Raw genomic sequence first — 17,624 nt, forward strand, 5'->3', positions numbered from 1 at the left:
TTGCACCGTGACGTATGTGATCGCTCTTCCGTGTGTGGATGTCAAGGATCGTGCCTGCATCGACGAGTGCCCCGTTGACTGCATCTATGAGGGTGAGCGTTCGCTGTACATCCATCCGGACGAGTGCGTCGACTGCGGTGCGTGCGAGCCGGTGTGTCCTGTCGAGGCGATCTACTACGAGGACGACCTGCCGGATGAATGGCAGGACTACTACAAGGCCAACGTCGAGTTCTTCGACGAGATCGGCTCCCCCGGAGGAGCCGCGAAGGTCGGTGTCATCGCCCACGACCACCCGATCATCGCCGCGCTCCCTCCTCAGGGGGAATGACCGGTGAGTGTCCGAGACCTTGCGGACTACCCGTGGGACGCGGTCGTTCCGCTCAGGGAGCGAGCAGCGCAGCATCCTGACGGTCTCGTCGACCTGTCGATAGGCTCTCCGGTCGACCCGACGCCCGAGATTATCCGCCGCGCCCTCGCCGAGGCCACGGATGCGCATGCCTACCCGCAGACCGTCGGCACGCCGGCGCTGCGCGAGGCGATCGTCGACTGGTATGCGCGGCGTCGCGGCGTGCCGGATCTCACGGTCGACAACGTGATCCCGACGATCGGGTCGAAGGAGTTCGTCGCGCTCCTGCCGACGCTGCTCGGCCTCGGTGCCGGAGACATCGTGGTGCATCCGCGCGTCGCGTACCCGACATACGACGTCGGCGCCCGGGTCGCGGGTGCGACTCCGCTGCCCGCTGACGACCCCGCCGACTGGCCCGAGGGGACCAAGCTCGTCTGGATCAACTCGCCAGGGAACCCCGACGGGCGCACCTGGACCGTCGATGAGTTGCGCGCCGCGGTCGAACGCGCCCGCGAACTCGGTGCGGTGCTGGCCAGCGACGAGTGCTACGCGGAGCTCGGCTGGGACGGGGAGTGGGCGACCGAGCCCATTCCGTCGATCCTCGATCCGCGAGTGACCGGCGGCAGCCGGGCGAACCTCCTCAGCGTCTACTCGCTCAGCAAGCAGTCGAATCTCGCCGGGTACCGGGCCGCCTTCGTCGCAGGATGCGCGCGCATCGTCGGAGAGCTCCTCACCGCCCGCAAGCACCTGGGGCTGATGCCTCCGGCTCCCGTGCAGCAGGCGATGACGATCGCCCTGCGCGACGACGAGCACGTCCGTGCCCAGAAGGAGCTGTACCGGGAGCGCCGCGACCTGCTGCGACCGGCTGTCGAAGCGGCGGGGTTCCGGATCGACGGCTCCGAAGCAGGTCTCTATCTCTGGATCACCGAGGGGCGGGATGCCTGGGAGAGCATGGCGCGCCTCGCCGATCTCGGCATCCTCGCGGGGCCGGGGCCGTTCTACGGCGACAGCTCGACCGAGCACGTACGCCTGTCGCTGACCGCGCCCACCGAGCGCATCGCGGACGCGGCGCGGCGTCTCTCGGCATCCGCTTTGTAGGTTCGGTCACCCTGTGTCGCATCCTTTTGGCGGATGTCACAGTTGGCCTGCGCTCCTACTAGGCTGTAAAAGCGATTCGGTCGTGATCCGACCAGGCGCGTGATCCGACCAGGAGCATTGCGCCAGGACATCGCCACTTCCGGCTTGATCAACACTCTTGAGGAGGCCCGCGTGAGCGCAGGTGCAGAGCAGCCCGCAACGGCGAAGCTGACGATCGGTGAGACCACCGCAGAATTCCCCATCGTGCGCGGCACGGCCGGGCACGACAGTATCGACCTCTCCACCCTGACCCGCCAGACGGGCTACACGGGACTCGACTACGGCTTCGTGAACACGGCGTCGACGAAGTCCTCGATCACCTACATCGACGGCGATCAGGGCATCCTCCGCTACCGCGGCTACCCGATCGAGCAGCTCGCGGGCCACACCAGCTACCTCGAGGTGGCCTGGCTGCTCATCTACGGCGAGCTCCCCTCCGCATCGGAGCTGAGCGAGTTCGACGAGAAGATCCGTCGCCACACGCTGCTGCACGAGGACCTCAAGCGCTTCTTCTCCGCACTGCCGCACACCGCGCACCCGATGTCGGTGCTGTCGTCGGCCGTGGCGGCCCTCTCGACCTACTACGAAGGTCAGACCGACCCGCACAACCCCGAGCACGTCGAGCTCAACATGATCCGCATGCTCGCGAAGCTGCCGGTCATCGCGGCCTATGCGCACAAGAAGAGCGTCGGCCAGGCATTCCTGTATCCGGACAACTCGCTCGGGTTCGTCGAGAACTTCCTCAAGCTCAACTTCGGAGTCCACTCCGAGGAGTACGAGGTCAACCCGGTCATGTCGAAGGCGCTCGAACTGTTGCTGATCCTGCACGAGGACCACGAGCAGAACGCCTCCACCTCGACGGTGCGTCTGGTCGGTTCGACCGGTGCGAACCAGTTCGCCTCGGTCTCGGCCGGCATCCAGGCGCTCTCCGGCCCGCTGCACGGTGGAGCGAACGAGGCCGTGCTCACGATGCTCGGTCAGATCCGCGAGTCCGGTCAGAGCGTCTCCCGCTTCGTCGAGCGCGTGAAGAACAAAGAAGAGGGCGTGAAGCTGATGGGCTTCGGGCATCGGGTCTACAAGAACTACGACCCGCGCGCCAAGCTCGTCAAGGCCGCAGCCGACGACGTGCTGACCTCGCTCGGTGTCTCGGATCCGTTGCTCGACCTCGCCAAGGAACTCGAGGAGATCGCGCTCGAGGACGACTACTTCCGCGAGCGTCGCCTGTACCCGAACGTCGACTTCTACACCGGCGTCATCTACAAGGCGATGGGCTTCCCGACGCGTATGTTCACCGTGCTGTTCGCGATCGGACGCCTGCCGGGGTGGCTCGCCCAGTGGCGCGAGCTGCAGCTCGACCCGCAGACCAAGATCGGCCGCCCGCAGCAGCTGTACGTGGGCTCGCCGGAGCGCACCTTCCAGCGCGGCTGAGAGACCCTCGAAGACGAAGAGAGCGGATGCCGACCGGCATCCGCTCTCTTCGTCTGTCGCCGCCCACACGTCATGTGGCGTGCGGAAGAGCTGACGCCGGGTCAGCGCCCCTGGCCGCCGCGGCCACCCTGGGGGCGACCGCCGCGTGCACCGGGCTGACCCTGGCGGGCTCCGCCCTGAGACTGGCCGGCCGCAGCACCCTGGCCACCGCCGGAGCGGCGGCGGCGACGACGTGCCGGGGGCGTGGTCGCTCCGGCCTTCTCGCCACCGGCGGGGCGCTGCTTGGGTGCCTGACGCTGCGGCGCCTGGACGGGAGCGGGACGGACGTGCGGGGCACGCTCAGGGACGAGCTCGGTGACCGCATCGGCGGTGAGCGCCTCGAGCGGAGCGGTGATCGCCGCCTTGCGAAGCAGGTCCTTCACGTCGCGGCGCTGCTCGGGCAGCACGACGGTCACGACGGTTCCGGCGGCGCCGGCACGGGCCGTGCGTCCTGAGCGGTGCAGATACGCCTTGTGCTCCATGGGCGGGTCGACGTGGACGACGAGGTCGACGTTGTCGACGTGCACGCCGCGAGCGGCGACATCCGTCGCGACGAGCACACGCACGCCGCCGTCCTCCGGCGCGGACGAGAATGCGCCGAGGTTCCGCTCCCGCGCGTTCTGCGAGAGGTTGCCGTGCAGGTCGACCGCGGGGATGCCGGCAGCAGTGAGCTGCTTGGCGAGCTTCTTCGCCTGGTGCTTGGTACGCGTGAACAGGATGCGACGACCCGTGCCCGAGGCGAGATCGCGCACGAGGGTCGTCTTGTTCTCGGTCGAGTCGACCACGAGCACGCGGTGGGTCATCTCGCCGACCGGCACGCTGGCCTCGTCGACCTCGTGGCTCACCGGGTTCGAGAGGAACTTGCGGGCGAGCGAGTCGATGCCGCGGTCGAGGGTCGCGCTGAAGAGCAGGCGCTGCCCGCCGGCGGGGGTCGCCTGCAGGATGCGGGTGACGCCGGGGAGGAAACCGAGGTCCGCCATGTGGTCGGCCTCGTCGAGCACGCTGACCTCGATGGCGCTGAGCTTCACGATCTGCTGCTTCATGAGGTCTTCGAGGCGGCCGGGGCACGCGACGACGATGTCGACGCCACCGCGAAGCGCCTGCTCCTGCGGGCGCTGGCTGACCCCACCGAAGACGGTGGTCACCTTGAGGCCGGCAGCCTCGGCCAGCGGGGCGACCGTCGCGGCGATCTGCGTGGCGAGCTCGCGGGTAGGAGCGAGCACGAGTCCGCGCGGGAGACCGGCACGACGCCTGTGGCCGGACGCGGCGAGGCGGGCGACGAGGGGAAGCGCGAAGGCGATGGTCTTGCCGCTGCCGGTGCGACCGCGACCGAGCAGGTCGCGTCCGGCGAGCGAGTCGGGAAGCGTGTCGCGCTGGATCGCGAATGCTTCGGTCTTGCCCGAGGCGGACAGGACGGCGGCGAGTTCGGCGGGAACGCCGAGATCGAGGAAGGAAGGCATGGAGGCTCCGTGAGCGCGCACGTCGAGCGGCGCGCGGGTTTCGTGGTGGGGTGGGCGACGGCGCGGGAAGGGCGCATCGGTTCGCCGTTCGAAATGGCCAGGCGTTCGCTGGTTGTGGGAGCAGAGTGATGCTCGCTTCGGTCTTCGGAGACCCCGTTACGACGACGACGTTGCTCTGGCTGTGCAAGAGCAACGCCCCGAGTCTATCAGGGACTCGGGGCGTCGGCCGGGGAACGACTCAGGTTTCAGGCGTGCAGCGCCTCGTTGAGCGTCACCCCGACGCCCTTGCGCTGTACTGCTTCGACCGCGCCGCTGAGCGAGTTCCGGCGGAACAGCAGTCCGTTCTGCCCCGAGAGGTCTGCGCCCTTGACGACCTTGCGCGTGCCGTCCGCGGTGAGCGGCGAATCGGCGAGGACGATCTTGGTGCCGGCGGTGACGTAGAGCCCCGCCTCGACGACGCAGTCGTCGCCGAGCGAGATGCCGATGCCGGCGTTGGCGCCGAGCAGGGTGCGAGCGCCGATCGAGACGCGATGCGCGCCACCACCCGAGAGCGTGCCCATGATGGATGCTCCACCGCCGATGTCGCTGCCGTCGCCGACAACGACGCCCTGCGAGATGCGCCCCTCGACCATCGAGGCGCCGAGCGTGCCGGCGTTGAAGTTCACGAAGCCCTCGTGCATGACCGTGGTTCCGGGGGAGAGGTGCGCGCCGAGCCGCACACGAGAGGCATCCGCGATGCGGACGCCGGCGGGCTGGACGTAGTCGGTCAGCCGCGGGAACTTGTCGAGGCCCGCCACCTGGATGCCGGCGCGCTGGAGCTGCGGTCGCAGCCGGTTCGCGTCATCGGGGTGCACGGGACCGGCGTTCGTCCACGCGACGTTGGGAAGATGCCCGAAGATGCCGTCGAGGTTGAGGTTGTTGGGGCGCACCACCAGGTGCGACAGGGCATGCAGGCGCAGGTAGGCGTCGGCCGTCGACGCCGGTGCCGCGTCGAGATCGATCATGAGGTGGATGCTCTCGACGGTGACGTCCCGACGCTCGTCGGGGCCGATCAGATCCGCCAGTGCGGCGGAGGACGCCTGCGCAGCCGTCGGCTGGCCGACGCCCACCTCCGGGAACCATGCATCGAGGACGGTGCCGTTGCCGGCGATCGTCGTGAGACCAGTACCCCATACGGTGCGCGCATCAGTCATGCCTCCACGCTAGCGTTCTCGGCTGTGCCGGATCGGCATGTGTCGGCTGAGTAGGCTGAGCACATGGTGCTCGATCTGACCGTGTCCTCCGTCGACCTCACCCGCGCGATCTGCGACATCCCGAGCGTGTCGGGCGATGAGAAGACACTGGCGGATGCGATCGAACAGGCGGTCTCCGCCTGCCCGCACCTCGAAGTGCTCCGTCACGGCAACACCATCGTCGCCCGCACCGATCTCGGCCGCGCGCAGCGCGTCGCGATCGCAGGGCACATCGACACCGTGCCGATCAATGCGAACCTGCCGATCCGCGACGTGATCGTCGATGGAGAGCCGTATCTCTGGGGGCGCGGAACGGTCGACATGAAGGGCGGCACGGCCGTGCAGCTCAAGCTCGCCGCCGAGCTCACCGATCCCGTCGTCGACGTCACATGGATGTGGTACGACAACGAGGAGGTCGAAGCCTCGAAGAACGGCCTGGCACTGCTCGCCGCGGATCGTCCTGACCTCTTCGCCGCGGATTTCGCCATCCTCGGCGAACCCTCCAACGGCGAGGTCGAGGGCGGATGCAACGGCACGATGCGCGCCGTGGTGCGCACCCACGGGGTCCGGGCGCACGCCGCCCGTGCATGGGTGGGGGAGAACGCCATCCATCGCGCGGCTCCGATCCTCGCCCGTCTCGCCGAGTATCGGGCTCGCGAGGTCGAGGTCGACGGGCTTCTCTACCGCGAGAGTCTCAGCGCGGTCCGGATCTCCGGGGGTGTGGCCGGCAACGTCATCCCCGATGAGTGCGAGGTGGAGATCAACTACCGCTTCGCGCCGAGCAAGACGGCGGCCGATGCCGAAGCGCATCTGCGCGGTGTGCTCGCGGGCTTCGAGCTGGAGGTGACGGATGCCGCGGAGGGTGCACGGCCGGGGCTCGATGCGCCGATCGCGCGGCAGTTCGTCGACGCCGTGCGCGCCCAGCCCCGCCCCAAGTACGGATGGACGGATGTGGCCCGGTTCTCGGCGCTCGGCATCCCCGCCGTGAACTACGGGCCAGGCGACCCCCATCTCGCGCACCACGACGAGGAGCGCGTCGCGGTCGCGCAGATCGTCGCCGTCGAGGACGGGCTGCGCGCGTGGCTCACCTCGCGCTGAGCGCTGCACGACGCTGGGCGGGGCTTCCGCACGCGGCGCGCATCGCGATCATCTACATCGTCGCGCGTACGATCACCACGCTGTTCCTCATCGCCGCGGCATCCGCATCGACGTCGCTGTCGCGATTCGGCGCCGAACCCGGTCTCGCGTCGTTCGTGCTGGGCTGGGACGCGCAGTGGTACTGGACCGTCGCCGAGTACGGCTACCCGACCGAGCTGCCCCTGACCGATTCCGGAGAGGTCGCCGAGAACGCCTGGGCGTTCATGCCGGTTTTCGCATATGTCGCGAAGATCGTCGGCATGCCTTTCGGAGCCTGGGGGCCCGGCGCCTTCCTGATCTCGATCGTCGCCGGTTACTTCTCGTGTCTCGCGCTGCATCGTCTGCTGCGGGAACGGATCGGACGAGGAGCCGCGACCTGGGCCGTGGTCTTCTTCAGTGCCGGGCCCCTGGCAGCGATGTTCCAGGTCGGCTATGCCGAGTCCCTCTTCCTGCTGCTCCTGTTCCTCGCGCTCGATGCGGTCGCGCGTCGACGCTACGCCTGGCTGTACCTGTTGGTGCCGGTGATGGCGTTCACCCGGCCGGGGGTCCTCGCCTTCGCGCTCTATCTGGGACTGCACGGCATCCTGCGGTGGTGGCGCCGACGGGACGACCCGTTACCCTCCAGCCACGTCCTGCACATCGTCGCCGCGGGAGCCCTGGCCACCGTCTGCGGATTCGCGTGGCAGGTGATAGCGGCCGTCGCGACGGGCGATCCCGGTGCGTACCTGGCGACCGAGCTCTCCTGGAGGCGCAACTGGCTGGCGGGAGGCGTCGAGGGCTTCGTCCCGTTCGAGGGGTGGATTCAAGCGTCGCAGTTCTGGTTCGCGCAATGGGGGATGCCGCAGGCGTGGGGACCCGTCGCTGTCGTCCTGATCGTCGGCGGAGTCGTGGCGACGCTGCTGTGCTCGCGCTCGGTGCGCGCTCTGGGCGCCGATCTGCGCCTGTGGAGCGCGAGCTATCTGCTCTATCTGCTCGCTGTGTTCTTCCCGCAGTCGAGCACGTTCAGATTGCTGCTGCCGATCTCGCCCCTCTGGGGAGCGGTCGCCGTCCCTCGTTCCCGGCTGTGGAGGATCGGCGTGCTCGCCGCCTGTCTGCTCGGTCAATGGACGTGGATCCACGCCGTCTACGCGCTCGGGAACACGTTCTGGCAGGTTCCGTGAATGTAAATGATCGGTGCATTTCTTCACGCGCGACCACCCGCTCTCGGTGACTACCGATAAACTGGTGCCACACCACCGGAGGAAAAGGAGCCACGATGGCAGCGATGAAGCCGAGGACCGGAGACGGACCCATGGAGGCCGTGAAAGAAGGACGACTCATCATCGTGCGTGTTCCGCTCGAGGGCGGCGGTCGCCTGGTCGTCTCCGTGAACGACGCAGAGGCGAAGGAGCTCCACGACGTGCTCGGCGCGGTCGTGGCCCCGGCCTGACATCCAGACTCTGCAGAGAGGGCGGCGGATCCGAGGATCCGCCGCCCTCTCTGTGTATCCGAGTCGTTCAGTCCGCGTCGACGCTGATGAGCTGCAGCAGGCCTTCTCCGGAGGTCGACACCGTGGCCAGAACGGCCGACGACTCCTGGGTCTCCTGCACGAGCGACCGGAACGCTGACGTGATCTCGTCGCGCTGCACGGGATCGGCGACGCGTCCGCCCGCGAGAACCCGCGGCACGAGCACCATGCCGCCGGTGCGGACGAGCCGAAGCCCGTGCTCGACGTACTCGATCACGTTCTCGGCATCGGCGTCGATGAGCACGATGTCGTAGGAGGCCTCGTTCATGCGGGGGAGCACGTCAGCCGCACGCCCGGTGATGAAACGGGCGCGGGTGGCCGGAATGCGCGCCTCAGCGAATGCCTGACGGGCGGCCGCGAGGTGCTCCGGTTCGTTGTCGATCGAGGTGAGGACGGCGTGCGGCGCCCCACGCAGCAGCCACAGGCCTGACACCCCGGCACCCGTGCCGATCTCGACGATGGACCGTGCGGATGTGGCGGCGGCGAGCACGGCGATCTGCGATCCGACGGCGGGGCTGACCGGGGCGGCACCCAACTCCACAGCGTGCGCGCGGGCGCGGGCGATGGCGGCGGGTTCCACGATCGACTCACGGATGAATCGCGCGTTCGCGTCGTGCTCGCTCATGGCCTCGTTCTCCTGCCTGCGTTCGGGTCTTCACAAGGTTATGCGCTCGGCGGGCGACGGGACGGCAGGCGCGGCGGTAGCCTGGACAGATGCAACTCGGGATCTCATTCGAGAAGATTCTGCTGATCGGTCTGATCGCGGTTCTCATCGTCGGCCCCGACAAGCTGCCGAAGTACGCCGAGTCCTTCGCCAAACTCGTGAGACGGGCCGGGGAGATGCTCCGCGACACCAAGTCGCGCGTGCGGGAGGAGATGGGCCCCGAGATCGACGACGTCGACTGGCGAAAGCTCGACCCTCGTCAATACGATCCGCGTCGGATCATCCGGGATGCGCTGTTCGAGGATGCTGCGCCGGCCGCGGCGGCGACTGCAGCGGCGCGGACGGCCGCATCCGCCGCTGAACAGGCCCCGGCGCGGCCGAGGATCGTCCGCGAGGAGTTCTCGCGGAGCAGCCCGCCGCCTTTCGACGTCGAAGCGACGTGACCCTGGGCGCGGCGGCGCAGCGGCAGAAGGACCGGGTCGCGCTGGGCGCTGCGGCGTTGTCCGCGATCGCCGCGGCACTGGTCTGGATGCTCTGGGTCGTGCCCATCGCGGCGTCCGTCGAGCGCGCCGAGCCGCAGCCGATCGGCACGAGCGTCACGGTCGAGCTCGACGGCGGGCAGGCGGCCGGCATATGGGCGACGGGCCGTGCGGCCTGGCTGGGAACCGCCGAGTGCCTGGTGGTCGGCCCGGACGGATCGGAGCTGCCCCTCACCGCCGGGCCGTCCCTGAACTGGGAGGACACGCTCTGGTGGATCACGCCCCGCGCCGGTTTCGAACAGATCCTGCGGTTCACGTCGACGTCATCGGGGACCTACGAGGTGCGGTGCGCCGACGGGCTCGACACGTACGACGGCGAGTTCCTCGTCGCCGGCGACACATTCGGCGCAGGTGCGATCGGGCTGGGACGCGGCGGGTCGAGCGATTTCCCCATCGGTGCGATCCTCGCCTTCTGCGCCGTCGTGCTGCCGCTGTTCTCCGTGCTGATCGTGCCCGTCATCGCGCTGCGCAGGCTCCGCGACCGTCGCAGGTCCGGCCGACTCAACTGATCGACGCGCGCAGCGACACGATGTCGTCATCGCTCAGCAGCGCGCGCGGGACGGCGGTCGCCACCGATGCGTCGCGCACCTTGAAGAGCACGGCGTCGCGACCGACGCGCATGCTCTGGAAGGTGCTGTAGGGGATCTCCGAGGTGCGCGTCGCCGCACCGATGCGCAGCGCGGTCTCTCCGACGGACACCCAGACCCTCGACCCCGGCGGCATGGCCGCGCGCACGGCACGTCTAGCGTTCGCGACGGTCAACCACACCGCATATGCTCCGAGAGCGATCACCGCGTAGGGCAGCCATGCGGAGAGGGCGTCGGCCCCGGGGGCTCCGGCGCCGAGAAGACTCACTGCGAATGCGGCTGCGAGCACGACCCACATGACGAGCGCCCAGGGACGGGTCAGCGAGTAGATCGAGGCATCGCGCGCCATGCGTCGCAGCAGGCCCTCGTCGATCGTCAACGCGGCGTTCATCGATCAGGCGAGAGTCATCGGCAGCGAACGACCGGAGAGGCCGCGCCCCTGCGATGCGAGTGTGCGCGCCAGATCGCGGATCGCCGTGGCGGCGGCATCCGTCGGGTCCCCGAGGACGACAGGCATACCCGCGTCCCCGCCGATCCGCAGCGCGGGGCTGAGCGGGATCGAGGCGAGGAGGTCGACCGGAGCCTCGACCGAGAGGGCCTCGGCGACAGCGGCACCGCCTCCCGAGCCGAACAGGTCGATGACCGATCCATCCGGGAGGGCGTATGGTCCCATGTTCTCGATCACGCCGATCACGCGCTGTCCGGTCTGACGTGCCACGAGGCCGCTGCGGATGGCGACGTCCGCGGCCGCCGCCTGCGGCGTGGTCACCACGAGCACCTCGGCGTGGGGGAGCAGCTGCCCGATAGAGATCGCGATGTCACCGGTTCCCGGCGGCATGTCGATCAGAAGGATGTCGAGATCGCCGAAGAAGACGTCGGTGAGGAACTGCTGCACGGTGCGGTGGAGCATCGGTCCGCGCCAGGCGACGACGGCTTCGCCATCGCGGAGGAACATGCCGATCGAGACGGTCTTCACGCCGTGGGCGACCGGAGGGAGCATGAGGTCGTCGATGCGCGTGGGCTGCGTGCCGGGCGCGACTCCGAGCAGACCGGGAATCGAGAACCCGTGCACATCCGCATCGACGAGTCCGACCGAGAGCCCCTGCTCGGCGAGGGCGACCGCCAGGTTCGCCGTCACCGTCGATTTGCCGACACCGCCTTTGCCGCTCGAGACGAGAATGACCCTGGTCAGCGAGTCGGGACCGAACGGCATCTGCCGCGCGGGGCGGCCGTCGCGGAGCTTCTCGGTGAGGGCTTTGCGCTCGGTCGGGGTCATCACGCCGACCTCCACGTCGACCCCGGTGATCCCCGGGACCGATGCCGCCGCCGCGCGTACGTCGCTCTCGATCTTCGACGCTGCAGGGCAGCCCACGATCGTCAGCGAGATCGCAACGCGTGCATGCCCGCCGTCGACTCGCACCTCGCGCACCATGTCGAGGTCGCCGATGGGGCGACGCAGCTCAGGATCCGACACCGCCGACACGGCCGAGAGCACTGCATCAGACGCCGTCATGAGGCCTCGCCGCGGTCGTCGCCGCGATCCCGGTCGCCCTCGAGCTCGGCCAGGAGGGCCTTCAACTCGTGGCGCAGCACGTCACGGGTCACCGCCTGGGAGTTGCGCTCCTCGAGCGACATGCGCAGCGCGACGATCTCCCTCGCCAGGTACTCGGTGTCGGCGAGGTTCCGCTCGGCGCGCTGACGATCCTGCTCGATCTGCACCCGGTCACGGTCGTCCTGACGGTTCTGGGCGAGCAGGATCAGCGGCGCGGCGTACGACGCCTGCAGCGAGAGGATCAGAGTGAGCGCGGTGAAGCCCAGGGCTGCGGAGTCGAATCGCCACCAGCCGTTCTGCTCGGCGAGAATCGTGTATCCGATCCAGAGCACGCAGAACAGGGTGAGGATCGTGAGGAAGGTCGGGGTGCCCATCGCCCGCGCGATCCACTCGGTGAATCGTCCGAACCGGTCCCTCGAGGCCGGCCTCTGGCGTGTGGCACCGCGTCCGAGGGGAGCATCCAGGCGTGCACTGTTCTTCGCCATCAGCGCACCTCCGTCGGGGCGTCGCCGTCGTGCGATCGCCAGTCGTCGGGGAGCAGGTAGTCGAGCACGTCATCGACGCTGATCGCGCCGACGAGACGGTGCGCGGCGTCGATCACCGGCAAGGAGACGAGATCGTAGCTCGCGAGCATGCGGGCCACCTCGGCGGCGGATGCCGTCACCGGAACGGGCTCGAGGCTGTCGTCGACGATCGCGCCGAGCCGCTCGTGCGGCGGGTAGCGCAGCATCCGTTGGAAATGCACGACGCCCAGGAGTCGCCCCGTGGGCGTCTCGAACGGCGGGAGGGTCACGAAGACCGCGGCGGCCAGAGCGGGGTGCAACTCGTGCCGTCTGATCAGGGCGAGCGCCTCGGCGACGGTCGCATCGGCGGAGAGGATGATCGGCTCCGGCGTCATCAGGCCGCCGGCCGTGTCAGGGCCGTAGCGCAGCAGGTTCCTGACGTCCTCGGCCTCTTCCGGCTCCATCAGCTCGAGCAGGTGCTCCAGCCGGGTGGGCGGGAGCTGCGCGAGGAGGTCTGCGGCGTCGTCGGGCTCCATCTGATCGAGCACGTCTGCGGCGCGCTCGTCTCCGAGCCGGTCGAGGATGTGGACCTGATCGTCTTCGGGCATCTCTTCGAGCGCGTCGGCGAGCCGGTCGTCCGGCAGTTCCTCGGCGACCTCGAGGAGGCGTTTCTGTGGGAGATCGAGAAGGGTGTTCGCGAGGTCGGCGGCATGAAGCTCGGCATAGGAGGCGACGAGCTGCTCCGCGGACTGCGCCTCGCCTGCGACTCTCTGATCGGAGACCTCGTTCCACGCGGCGAACGTCGTCGGCCCCTTCGCGAACGGCGAGGCGCTGGTCTTCGGCCGACGCAGGAAGAGCTGGCTGATCGCCCACTCACCGAGCCGGTTCGGTTCGATCGCCACGTCTTCGATCACGGCAGAGCCGCTGCCGTCGACGAGTTCCACCCGCCTGCCGAGGAGCTCCGCGAGCACTCTCACCTCGCCCGCGCGTGGCGAGAAGCGGCGGACGTTGATGAGACCGGTGCTGATCACCTGGCCGGCGCGGATCGAGGTGACCCGCCCGATCGACAGGAAGACCTGACGTCGACCGGGGATCTCGACCACGAGGCCGATCACCCGCGGAGCCGCGGTACTTCGATACACGATGACGACGTCCCGGACTTTGCCGAGCCGGTCGCCCACGGGGTCGAAGACGGCGCACCCGGCGAGGCGCGCGGCGAATACCCGTTGTGTGCTCACCTCTCCAGCGTAGTGCGCGGCCCCTGAGCGCAGAGGGCGTCCGGCGCGCACAGCCCGCGCAGGAAACAGCGTGGAAGAATGGCGGGATGAGCATGTTGAACCGCCCAGCGGCGAGCAGCGAGACCGGCGAGGTGGTCGCGTCGATGCGCGACTACGAGAGCGCGCAGAAGGCGGTCTCGAAGCTGATCTCCGAAGACGTCCCGGCGCGCGAGATCGCGATCGTCGGTCAGGGCGTGCGCACGGTCGAGCGGGTCACCGGTCGCCTGGGTTACGCCGCCGCCGCTCGCTCCGGCGCGATCAACGGCGTGCTCATCGGCTTCTTCCTGTCGGCGATCCTCGTTCTGGGCAATCCCGAGGTGCCGATGCAGCTCTTCATCGGCGTGGTCTTCATCGGCGTCGCGCTCGGAATGATCCTCAGCCTCGCGACGTACGCCATCGTGCGACGTCGCCGAGACTTCGCGAGCGTCACCCAGTTCGCGGCCGACCACTACGAGGTCACGGTGCTGCCCGCCTCGGCGGCGAAGGCGCGCAAGGCCCTCGGCGCAGCCGTGCGGCAGACCACCGTCGTGCGCCCTCCGGTGAACCTCGATGAGCCGCCGCGGTACGGTGAGCGGCTGCCGGTCGGCGGCGCGCCGCAGGCCGCGCCGGTCGCGGAGCCGGTGATCCCGCCACGCCCCGCAGACCCGGTGCCCGCGGAGAACCCGGTTCCTGCGGAGCCGCCGGCCCACGCGGCGGAGCAGTCCGCCGAGGCCCCGCCCGAAACCGATGCCGCAGAGCCGGATGCCGCGGAGAAGCCCGCAGAGAACTCCTGATGGCGCAGGCCGTCACGATCGAGGTCGAACTCCCGAGCGGCAGCGCACGCCTGTCGGGCGACTGGGTCCAGGGCGGCCGAGACGACACGATCGTCATCGCCCACGGCGCCGGCGCCGGCAAGAACCACCCATTCCTCGTCGGTTTCGCGGATGCATTGAACGAGGAGGGCTTCTCCACGCTTCGCTTCAACTTCGCGTATGTGGAGCAGGGACGACGGATGCCGGGACCGGCGGCGCACGCGATCGCGGCCTGGTCGGCCGTGATCGGGTCCGCGCGCGCCCGGGTCCCCTCCGCCCGCGTCTGGGCGGCGGGGAAGTCTTACGGCGGGCGTATGGCGTCGATGGCAGTGTCCCAGGGGCTCCTCGTCGACGGCCTGATCTACCTCGGTTATCCGCTGCACGCGCCCGGCAAGCCCGAGAAGCCGCGCGCCGAGCATCTGCCGGCCATCCGGGTGCCGCAGCTCTTCCTGGAGGGGACGAACGACCCGTTCATCCAGCCGCTCTCGCAGTTCGACGAGGTCGTTGCCACCTGTCGGGATGCGCGGGTCGAGTGGGTCGACGGCGGAGGACACAGCTTCGAGGTGAAGGGGCGCACACGCGCAGCATCCGATGTCGGTGCCGATCTGGCGCCTGTGGTGGCGGAGTTCGTCGACGCGGCCGGGCGCCGCACGGATGAGTCGACCGAAGAGGAGAAGGCATGAGCATCGCGGAGGACTTCGACAGGATCGGGATCGAGCGGCTCCGCGAGGTCGGCAGCGTCAAGTGGTCGATGTTCCCCGACACGATCGGCGCGTTCGTGGCGGAGATGGACTTCGGCACGTCTCCGGCGATCGAGGCGGCTCTGCGACGGTCGATCGACGACAGCCTCTTCGGATATCTTCCCGCCCGGCTCGCTGAGGACATGTCGGCGGCGTGCGCGCGGTGGCAGGAGAGCCGTTACGGGTGGCGCGTATCGGCCGATCGGGTCAAGCCGGTGCCGGACGTGCTGGCGGCGCTGCGCGCCACGATCGACCACTATTCGGCTCCGGGATCGAAGGTCATCGTGCCGACACCCGCCTACATGCCGTTCCTCAGTGTGCCGAAGATGCACGATCGCGAGATCATCGAGGTCCCCATGCTCGTGGAGCAGGGGCGGTACGTCCTCGATCTCGAGGGCATCGATCGGGCCTTCCGCGACGGCGGCGGGCTGCTTCTGCTGTGCAACCCCGGAAATCCCGTCGGACGGGTCTTCGACCGGGACGAACTGGTGAGGGTCAGCGAGATCGTCGCGGCCCATGACGGCCGCGTGTTCGCCGATGAGATCCACGCGCCGCTCGTCTTCTCTCCGCACCGGCACATCCCGTACGCGAGCCTCAGCGAGGTCACGGCAGGGCACACCATCACCGCGACGTCGGCCTCGAAAGCATGGAACATCCCCGGCCTGAAGGCTGCGCAGGTCATCCTCTCGAACGACGACGATGCCGAGGTCTGGGCCCGCCCCGAGGTCTCGTGGAACGAGCACGGCGTCAGCAACATGGGCGTCGTCGCGACCATCGCCGCGTACGACGAGAGCGGCTCCTGGCTCGACGAGACGATCGGGTACATCGATGGCAACCGCCGGATGCTGGGCGAACTGCTCGCCGAACTGATCCCCGGAATGGGCTACTCGGCTCCGGAAGGCACGTACATCGCCTGGCTCGATGCGCGTGCGCTGGAGATCGAGGGCTCGCCCGCTGAATTCCTCCGGGAGCACGCAGCGGTCTCACTCACCGACGGCCGCTCCTGCGGCGTCGCAGGGGCAGGCTTCCTGCGCTTCATCCTCGCCACTCCGCGGCCCATCCTCGAACGGGCCGTACGGCAGATCGCTGCAGCTCTCGACAGGAGGGGCTCGTCCTCGGAGAGGGCCGTGCGGTGAGCAGCGGGCACGAGTACGACAGCATCACCGTTGAACAACTGAGGGCGTCCGGCCGGTACAAGTGGACGACGTACCCGGACGCGATCGGGGCGTTCATCGCGGAGATGGACTTCGGACTCGCGCCCGAGATCGCGGAGGTGTTCACCCCTCCGCTCGATCTGCTGATGGGGTATCCGACCCCGGCGATCGTCGACGCGATGGCCGAGGCCTGCGCCCGCTGGCAGCGTGACGCCTATGGATGGGACGTGCCGGCGACGAGCATCCGTCCGGTCGGCGACGTGCTCATCGCCATGCGTGCGGCCATCGATCACTTCAGCGCGCCCGGATCGAAGATCATCCTGCCGACGCCGGCGTACATGCCGTTCCTGAAGATCCCGCCCATGCACGACCGCGAGATCGTCGAGGTCCCGATGCTCGTCGAGGACGGACGGTACGTCTTCGACATGGAAGGACTGGATCGCGCCTTCGCCGACGGCGGAGGGATGCTCATCCTCTGCAACCCGCACAACCCGACCGGGCGCGTGCACACGAGGGAGGAGCTGCTCGCGGTCTCGGAGATCGTGGAGCGGCACGGCGGGCGCGTCTTCTCGGATGAGATCCACGCCCCGCTCGTGTTCGCCCCGCACCGTCACGTGCCTTATGCGAGCATCAGCGCAGTGACCGCCGCGCACACCGTCACCGCCACCAGCGCGTCGAAGGCATGGAACCTCCCGGGGCTCAAAGCCGCGCAGGTGATCCTCACGAACGAGGCGGATGCCGCGGTCTGGGCGACCCCGGTCGTCACGCGCAACGAACTCCTCGCGAGCAACCCGGGGATCATCGCCAACACCGCGGCCTACGACCGCGCCAGGGACTGGCTCGCCGACACCCATGCGTATCTCGAGCGCAACCGCGCGCTGCTGAAGCGACTGCTCGACGAGCTCATCCCCGGCATCGGCTATGAGCCGGGCGAGGGCACCTACATCGCCTGGCTGGACGCGCGCCCGCTCGGGATCGAGGAATCGCCGGCGGACTTCTTCCGCGAGCACGCCGGAGTAGCCCTCACCGACGGCACCGCGTGCGGCGCGGTCGGCGAGGGATTCCTTCGATTCATCCTGGCGACTCCGGCTCCGATCATCGAGCAGGCCGTGCGCCGGATGGCCGACGCACTCGCCCGGCGCTGAGGGCTACTGGCGGAGCCGGCTCAGGCCCGCTGAACCCGGGCGATCCAGGCCTCGACCTCGTCTGCCGTGCGCGGGATACCCGCGGAGAGGTTCACCGGGCCGTCCTCGGTCATGAGGATGTCGTCTTCGATGCGCACCCCGATGCCGCGGTACTCGACGGGCACCGTGAGATCGTCGATCTGGAAGTACAGGCCGGGCTCGATCGTGAACACCATGCCCGGCTCGAGCAGTCCGTCGTAGTACATCTCGCGTCGGGCCTGGGCGCAGTCGTGCACGTCGATGCCGAGGTGGTGCGAGGTGCCGTGCACCATGTAGCGGCGGTGCTGGCCACCGGCATCCGCATCCAGTGCCTCCTCGGCGGTGACCGGGAGCAGACCCCACTCGGC

20 protein-coding genes are annotated in these 17,624 nt (G+C 69.0%); 12 read left to right on the forward strand and 8 right to left on the reverse strand.

Annotated elements, in window-relative coordinates:
• Nucleotides 1–7 precede the first annotated feature (7 nt).
• The 3 genes from fdxA to ACI3KS_RS09210 all read left to right on the forward strand — a co-directional run bounded on the left by fdxA (nt 8) and on the right by ACI3KS_RS09210 (nt 2,911).
• On the forward strand, nt 8–328 hold the full coding sequence (gene fdxA, locus ACI3KS_RS09200; RefSeq protein WP_404917461.1) for a ferredoxin: 321 nt from the start codon (nt 8–10) through the stop codon (nt 326–328).
• Between the two features lie 3 nt (nt 329–331).
• Nucleotides 332–1,444 (forward strand): succinyldiaminopimelate transaminase, encoded by a 1,113-nt coding sequence (dapC, locus tag ACI3KS_RS09205; protein WP_404917463.1) that lies wholly within the window; start codon nt 332–334, stop codon nt 1,442–1,444.
• A 171-nt stretch (nt 1,445–1,615) separates the two neighbouring features.
• The gene (locus ACI3KS_RS09210) at nt 1,616–2,911 is read left to right on the forward strand and encodes a citrate synthase (RefSeq protein WP_404917465.1); all 1,296 of its coding nucleotides are present in this window, start codon (nt 1,616–1,618) and stop codon (nt 2,909–2,911) included.
• 101 nt (nt 2,912–3,012) lie between these two features.
• Here ACI3KS_RS09210 and ACI3KS_RS09215 read toward each other — a convergent pair whose 3' ends face one another.
• Entirely contained in the window at nt 3,013–4,410 is a 1,398-nt protein-coding gene (locus ACI3KS_RS09215; protein WP_404917467.1) for a DEAD/DEAH box helicase, read from the reverse strand.
• Between the two features lie 245 nt (nt 4,411–4,655).
• Nucleotides 4,656–5,603, reverse strand: coding sequence for a 2,3,4,5-tetrahydropyridine-2,6-dicarboxylate N-succinyltransferase (gene dapD / locus ACI3KS_RS09220; RefSeq protein WP_404917469.1), 948 nt, complete (start codon nt 5,601–5,603; stop codon nt 4,656–4,658).
• Nucleotides 5,604–5,666: 63 nt separating this feature from the next.
• Between dapD and dapE the strand changes: the two genes are divergently transcribed.
• The 3 genes from dapE to ACI3KS_RS09235 all read left to right on the forward strand — a co-directional run bounded on the left by dapE (nt 5,667) and on the right by ACI3KS_RS09235 (nt 8,208).
• Nucleotides 5,667–6,740, forward strand: a complete 1,074-nt coding sequence (gene dapE, locus ACI3KS_RS09225; RefSeq protein ID WP_404917471.1) for a succinyl-diaminopimelate desuccinylase — start codon at nt 5,667–5,669, stop codon at nt 6,738–6,740.
• A complete protein-coding gene (locus tag ACI3KS_RS09230) occupies nt 6,722–7,939 on the forward strand; it encodes a hypothetical protein (protein WP_404917473.1) in 1,218 nt (405 codons plus the stop codon). Before dapE ends, ACI3KS_RS09230 begins: the two co-directional genes overlap by 19 nt.
• Before the next feature lie 95 nt (nt 7,940–8,034).
• The gene (locus tag ACI3KS_RS09235; RefSeq protein WP_071328210.1) at nt 8,035–8,208 is read left to right on the forward strand and encodes a DUF3117 domain-containing protein; all 174 of its coding nucleotides are present in this window, start codon (nt 8,035–8,037) and stop codon (nt 8,206–8,208) included.
• 67 nt (nt 8,209–8,275) lie between these two features.
• Here ACI3KS_RS09235 and ACI3KS_RS09240 read toward each other — a convergent pair whose 3' ends face one another.
• Nucleotides 8,276–8,911 (reverse strand): O-methyltransferase, encoded by a 636-nt coding sequence (locus ACI3KS_RS09240; RefSeq protein WP_404917476.1) that lies wholly within the window; start codon nt 8,909–8,911, stop codon nt 8,276–8,278.
• An 89-nt stretch (nt 8,912–9,000) separates the two neighbouring features.
• Here ACI3KS_RS09240 and ACI3KS_RS09245 point away from each other — a divergent pair, with 89 nt between their 5' ends.
• Together ACI3KS_RS09245 and ACI3KS_RS09250 are read left to right on the forward strand one after the other, a co-directional pair.
• Nucleotides 9,001–9,393 (forward strand): twin-arginine translocase TatA/TatE family subunit, encoded by a 393-nt coding sequence (locus ACI3KS_RS09245; protein ID WP_404917478.1) that lies wholly within the window; start codon nt 9,001–9,003, stop codon nt 9,391–9,393.
• Nucleotides 9,390–9,998, forward strand: a complete 609-nt coding sequence (locus ACI3KS_RS09250; RefSeq protein ID WP_404917480.1) for a hypothetical protein — start codon at nt 9,390–9,392, stop codon at nt 9,996–9,998. The genes ACI3KS_RS09245 and ACI3KS_RS09250 overlap by 4 nt, the downstream gene beginning before the upstream one ends.
• Here the strand turns inward: ACI3KS_RS09250 and ACI3KS_RS09255 are convergent.
• Genes ACI3KS_RS09255 through ACI3KS_RS09270 form a run of 4 tightly spaced genes read right to left on the reverse strand, consistent with a single transcriptional unit; the run spans nt 9,991 to nt 13,369 of the window.
• The gene (locus ACI3KS_RS09255) at nt 9,991–10,467 is read right to left on the reverse strand and encodes a YcxB family protein (protein ID WP_404917482.1); all 477 of its coding nucleotides are present in this window, start codon (nt 10,465–10,467) and stop codon (nt 9,991–9,993) included. The two genes, ACI3KS_RS09250 and ACI3KS_RS09255, sit on opposite strands and share 8 nt — an antisense overlap.
• Before the next feature lie 3 nt (nt 10,468–10,470).
• Entirely contained in the window at nt 10,471–11,589 is a 1,119-nt protein-coding gene (locus ACI3KS_RS09260) for an Mrp/NBP35 family ATP-binding protein (protein WP_404917484.1), read from the reverse strand.
• Nucleotides 11,586–12,113 (reverse strand): DUF1003 domain-containing protein, encoded by a 528-nt coding sequence (locus tag ACI3KS_RS09265; protein ID WP_404917486.1) that lies wholly within the window; start codon nt 12,111–12,113, stop codon nt 11,586–11,588. The genes ACI3KS_RS09260 and ACI3KS_RS09265 overlap by 4 nt, the downstream gene beginning before the upstream one ends.
• Nucleotides 12,113–13,369: a magnesium transporter MgtE N-terminal domain-containing protein gene (locus tag ACI3KS_RS09270; protein ID WP_404917487.1), complete on the reverse strand. Its 1,257-nt coding sequence runs from the start codon at nt 13,367–13,369 to the stop codon at nt 12,113–12,115. The genes ACI3KS_RS09265 and ACI3KS_RS09270 overlap by 1 nt, the downstream gene beginning before the upstream one ends.
• Nucleotides 13,370–13,455: 86 nt before the next feature.
• Here ACI3KS_RS09270 and ACI3KS_RS09275 point away from each other — a divergent pair, with 86 nt between their 5' ends.
• From ACI3KS_RS09275 to ACI3KS_RS09290, 4 genes are read left to right on the forward strand one after another with little or no spacing between them, the layout of a single operon-like run.
• On the forward strand, nt 13,456–14,181 hold the full coding sequence (locus ACI3KS_RS09275; protein WP_404917489.1) for a general stress protein: 726 nt from the start codon (nt 13,456–13,458) through the stop codon (nt 14,179–14,181).
• Entirely contained in the window at nt 14,181–14,882 is a 702-nt protein-coding gene (locus ACI3KS_RS09280) for an alpha/beta family hydrolase (RefSeq protein WP_404917491.1), read from the forward strand. The genes ACI3KS_RS09275 and ACI3KS_RS09280 overlap by 1 nt, the downstream gene beginning before the upstream one ends.
• Entirely contained in the window at nt 14,879–16,075 is a 1,197-nt protein-coding gene (locus ACI3KS_RS09285) for a MalY/PatB family protein (protein WP_404917493.1), read from the forward strand. Before ACI3KS_RS09280 ends, ACI3KS_RS09285 begins: the two co-directional genes overlap by 4 nt.
• Nucleotides 16,072–17,238, forward strand: a complete 1,167-nt coding sequence (locus ACI3KS_RS09290; protein ID WP_404917495.1) for a MalY/PatB family protein — start codon at nt 16,072–16,074, stop codon at nt 17,236–17,238. Before ACI3KS_RS09285 ends, ACI3KS_RS09290 begins: the two co-directional genes overlap by 4 nt.
• Nucleotides 17,239–17,258: 20 nt before the next feature.
• On the opposite strand, the gene ACI3KS_RS09295 is transcribed toward ACI3KS_RS09290, so the two are convergent.
• A partial coding sequence (locus ACI3KS_RS09295) for a M24 family metallopeptidase (protein ID WP_404917497.1) occupies nt 17,259–17,624 on the reverse strand: 366 nt, incomplete at its 5' end.

Source organism: Microbacterium sp. ZW T5_45, from assembly GCF_044987415.1.
Lineage (GTDB): Bacteria > Actinomycetota > Actinomycetes > Actinomycetales > Microbacteriaceae > Microbacterium.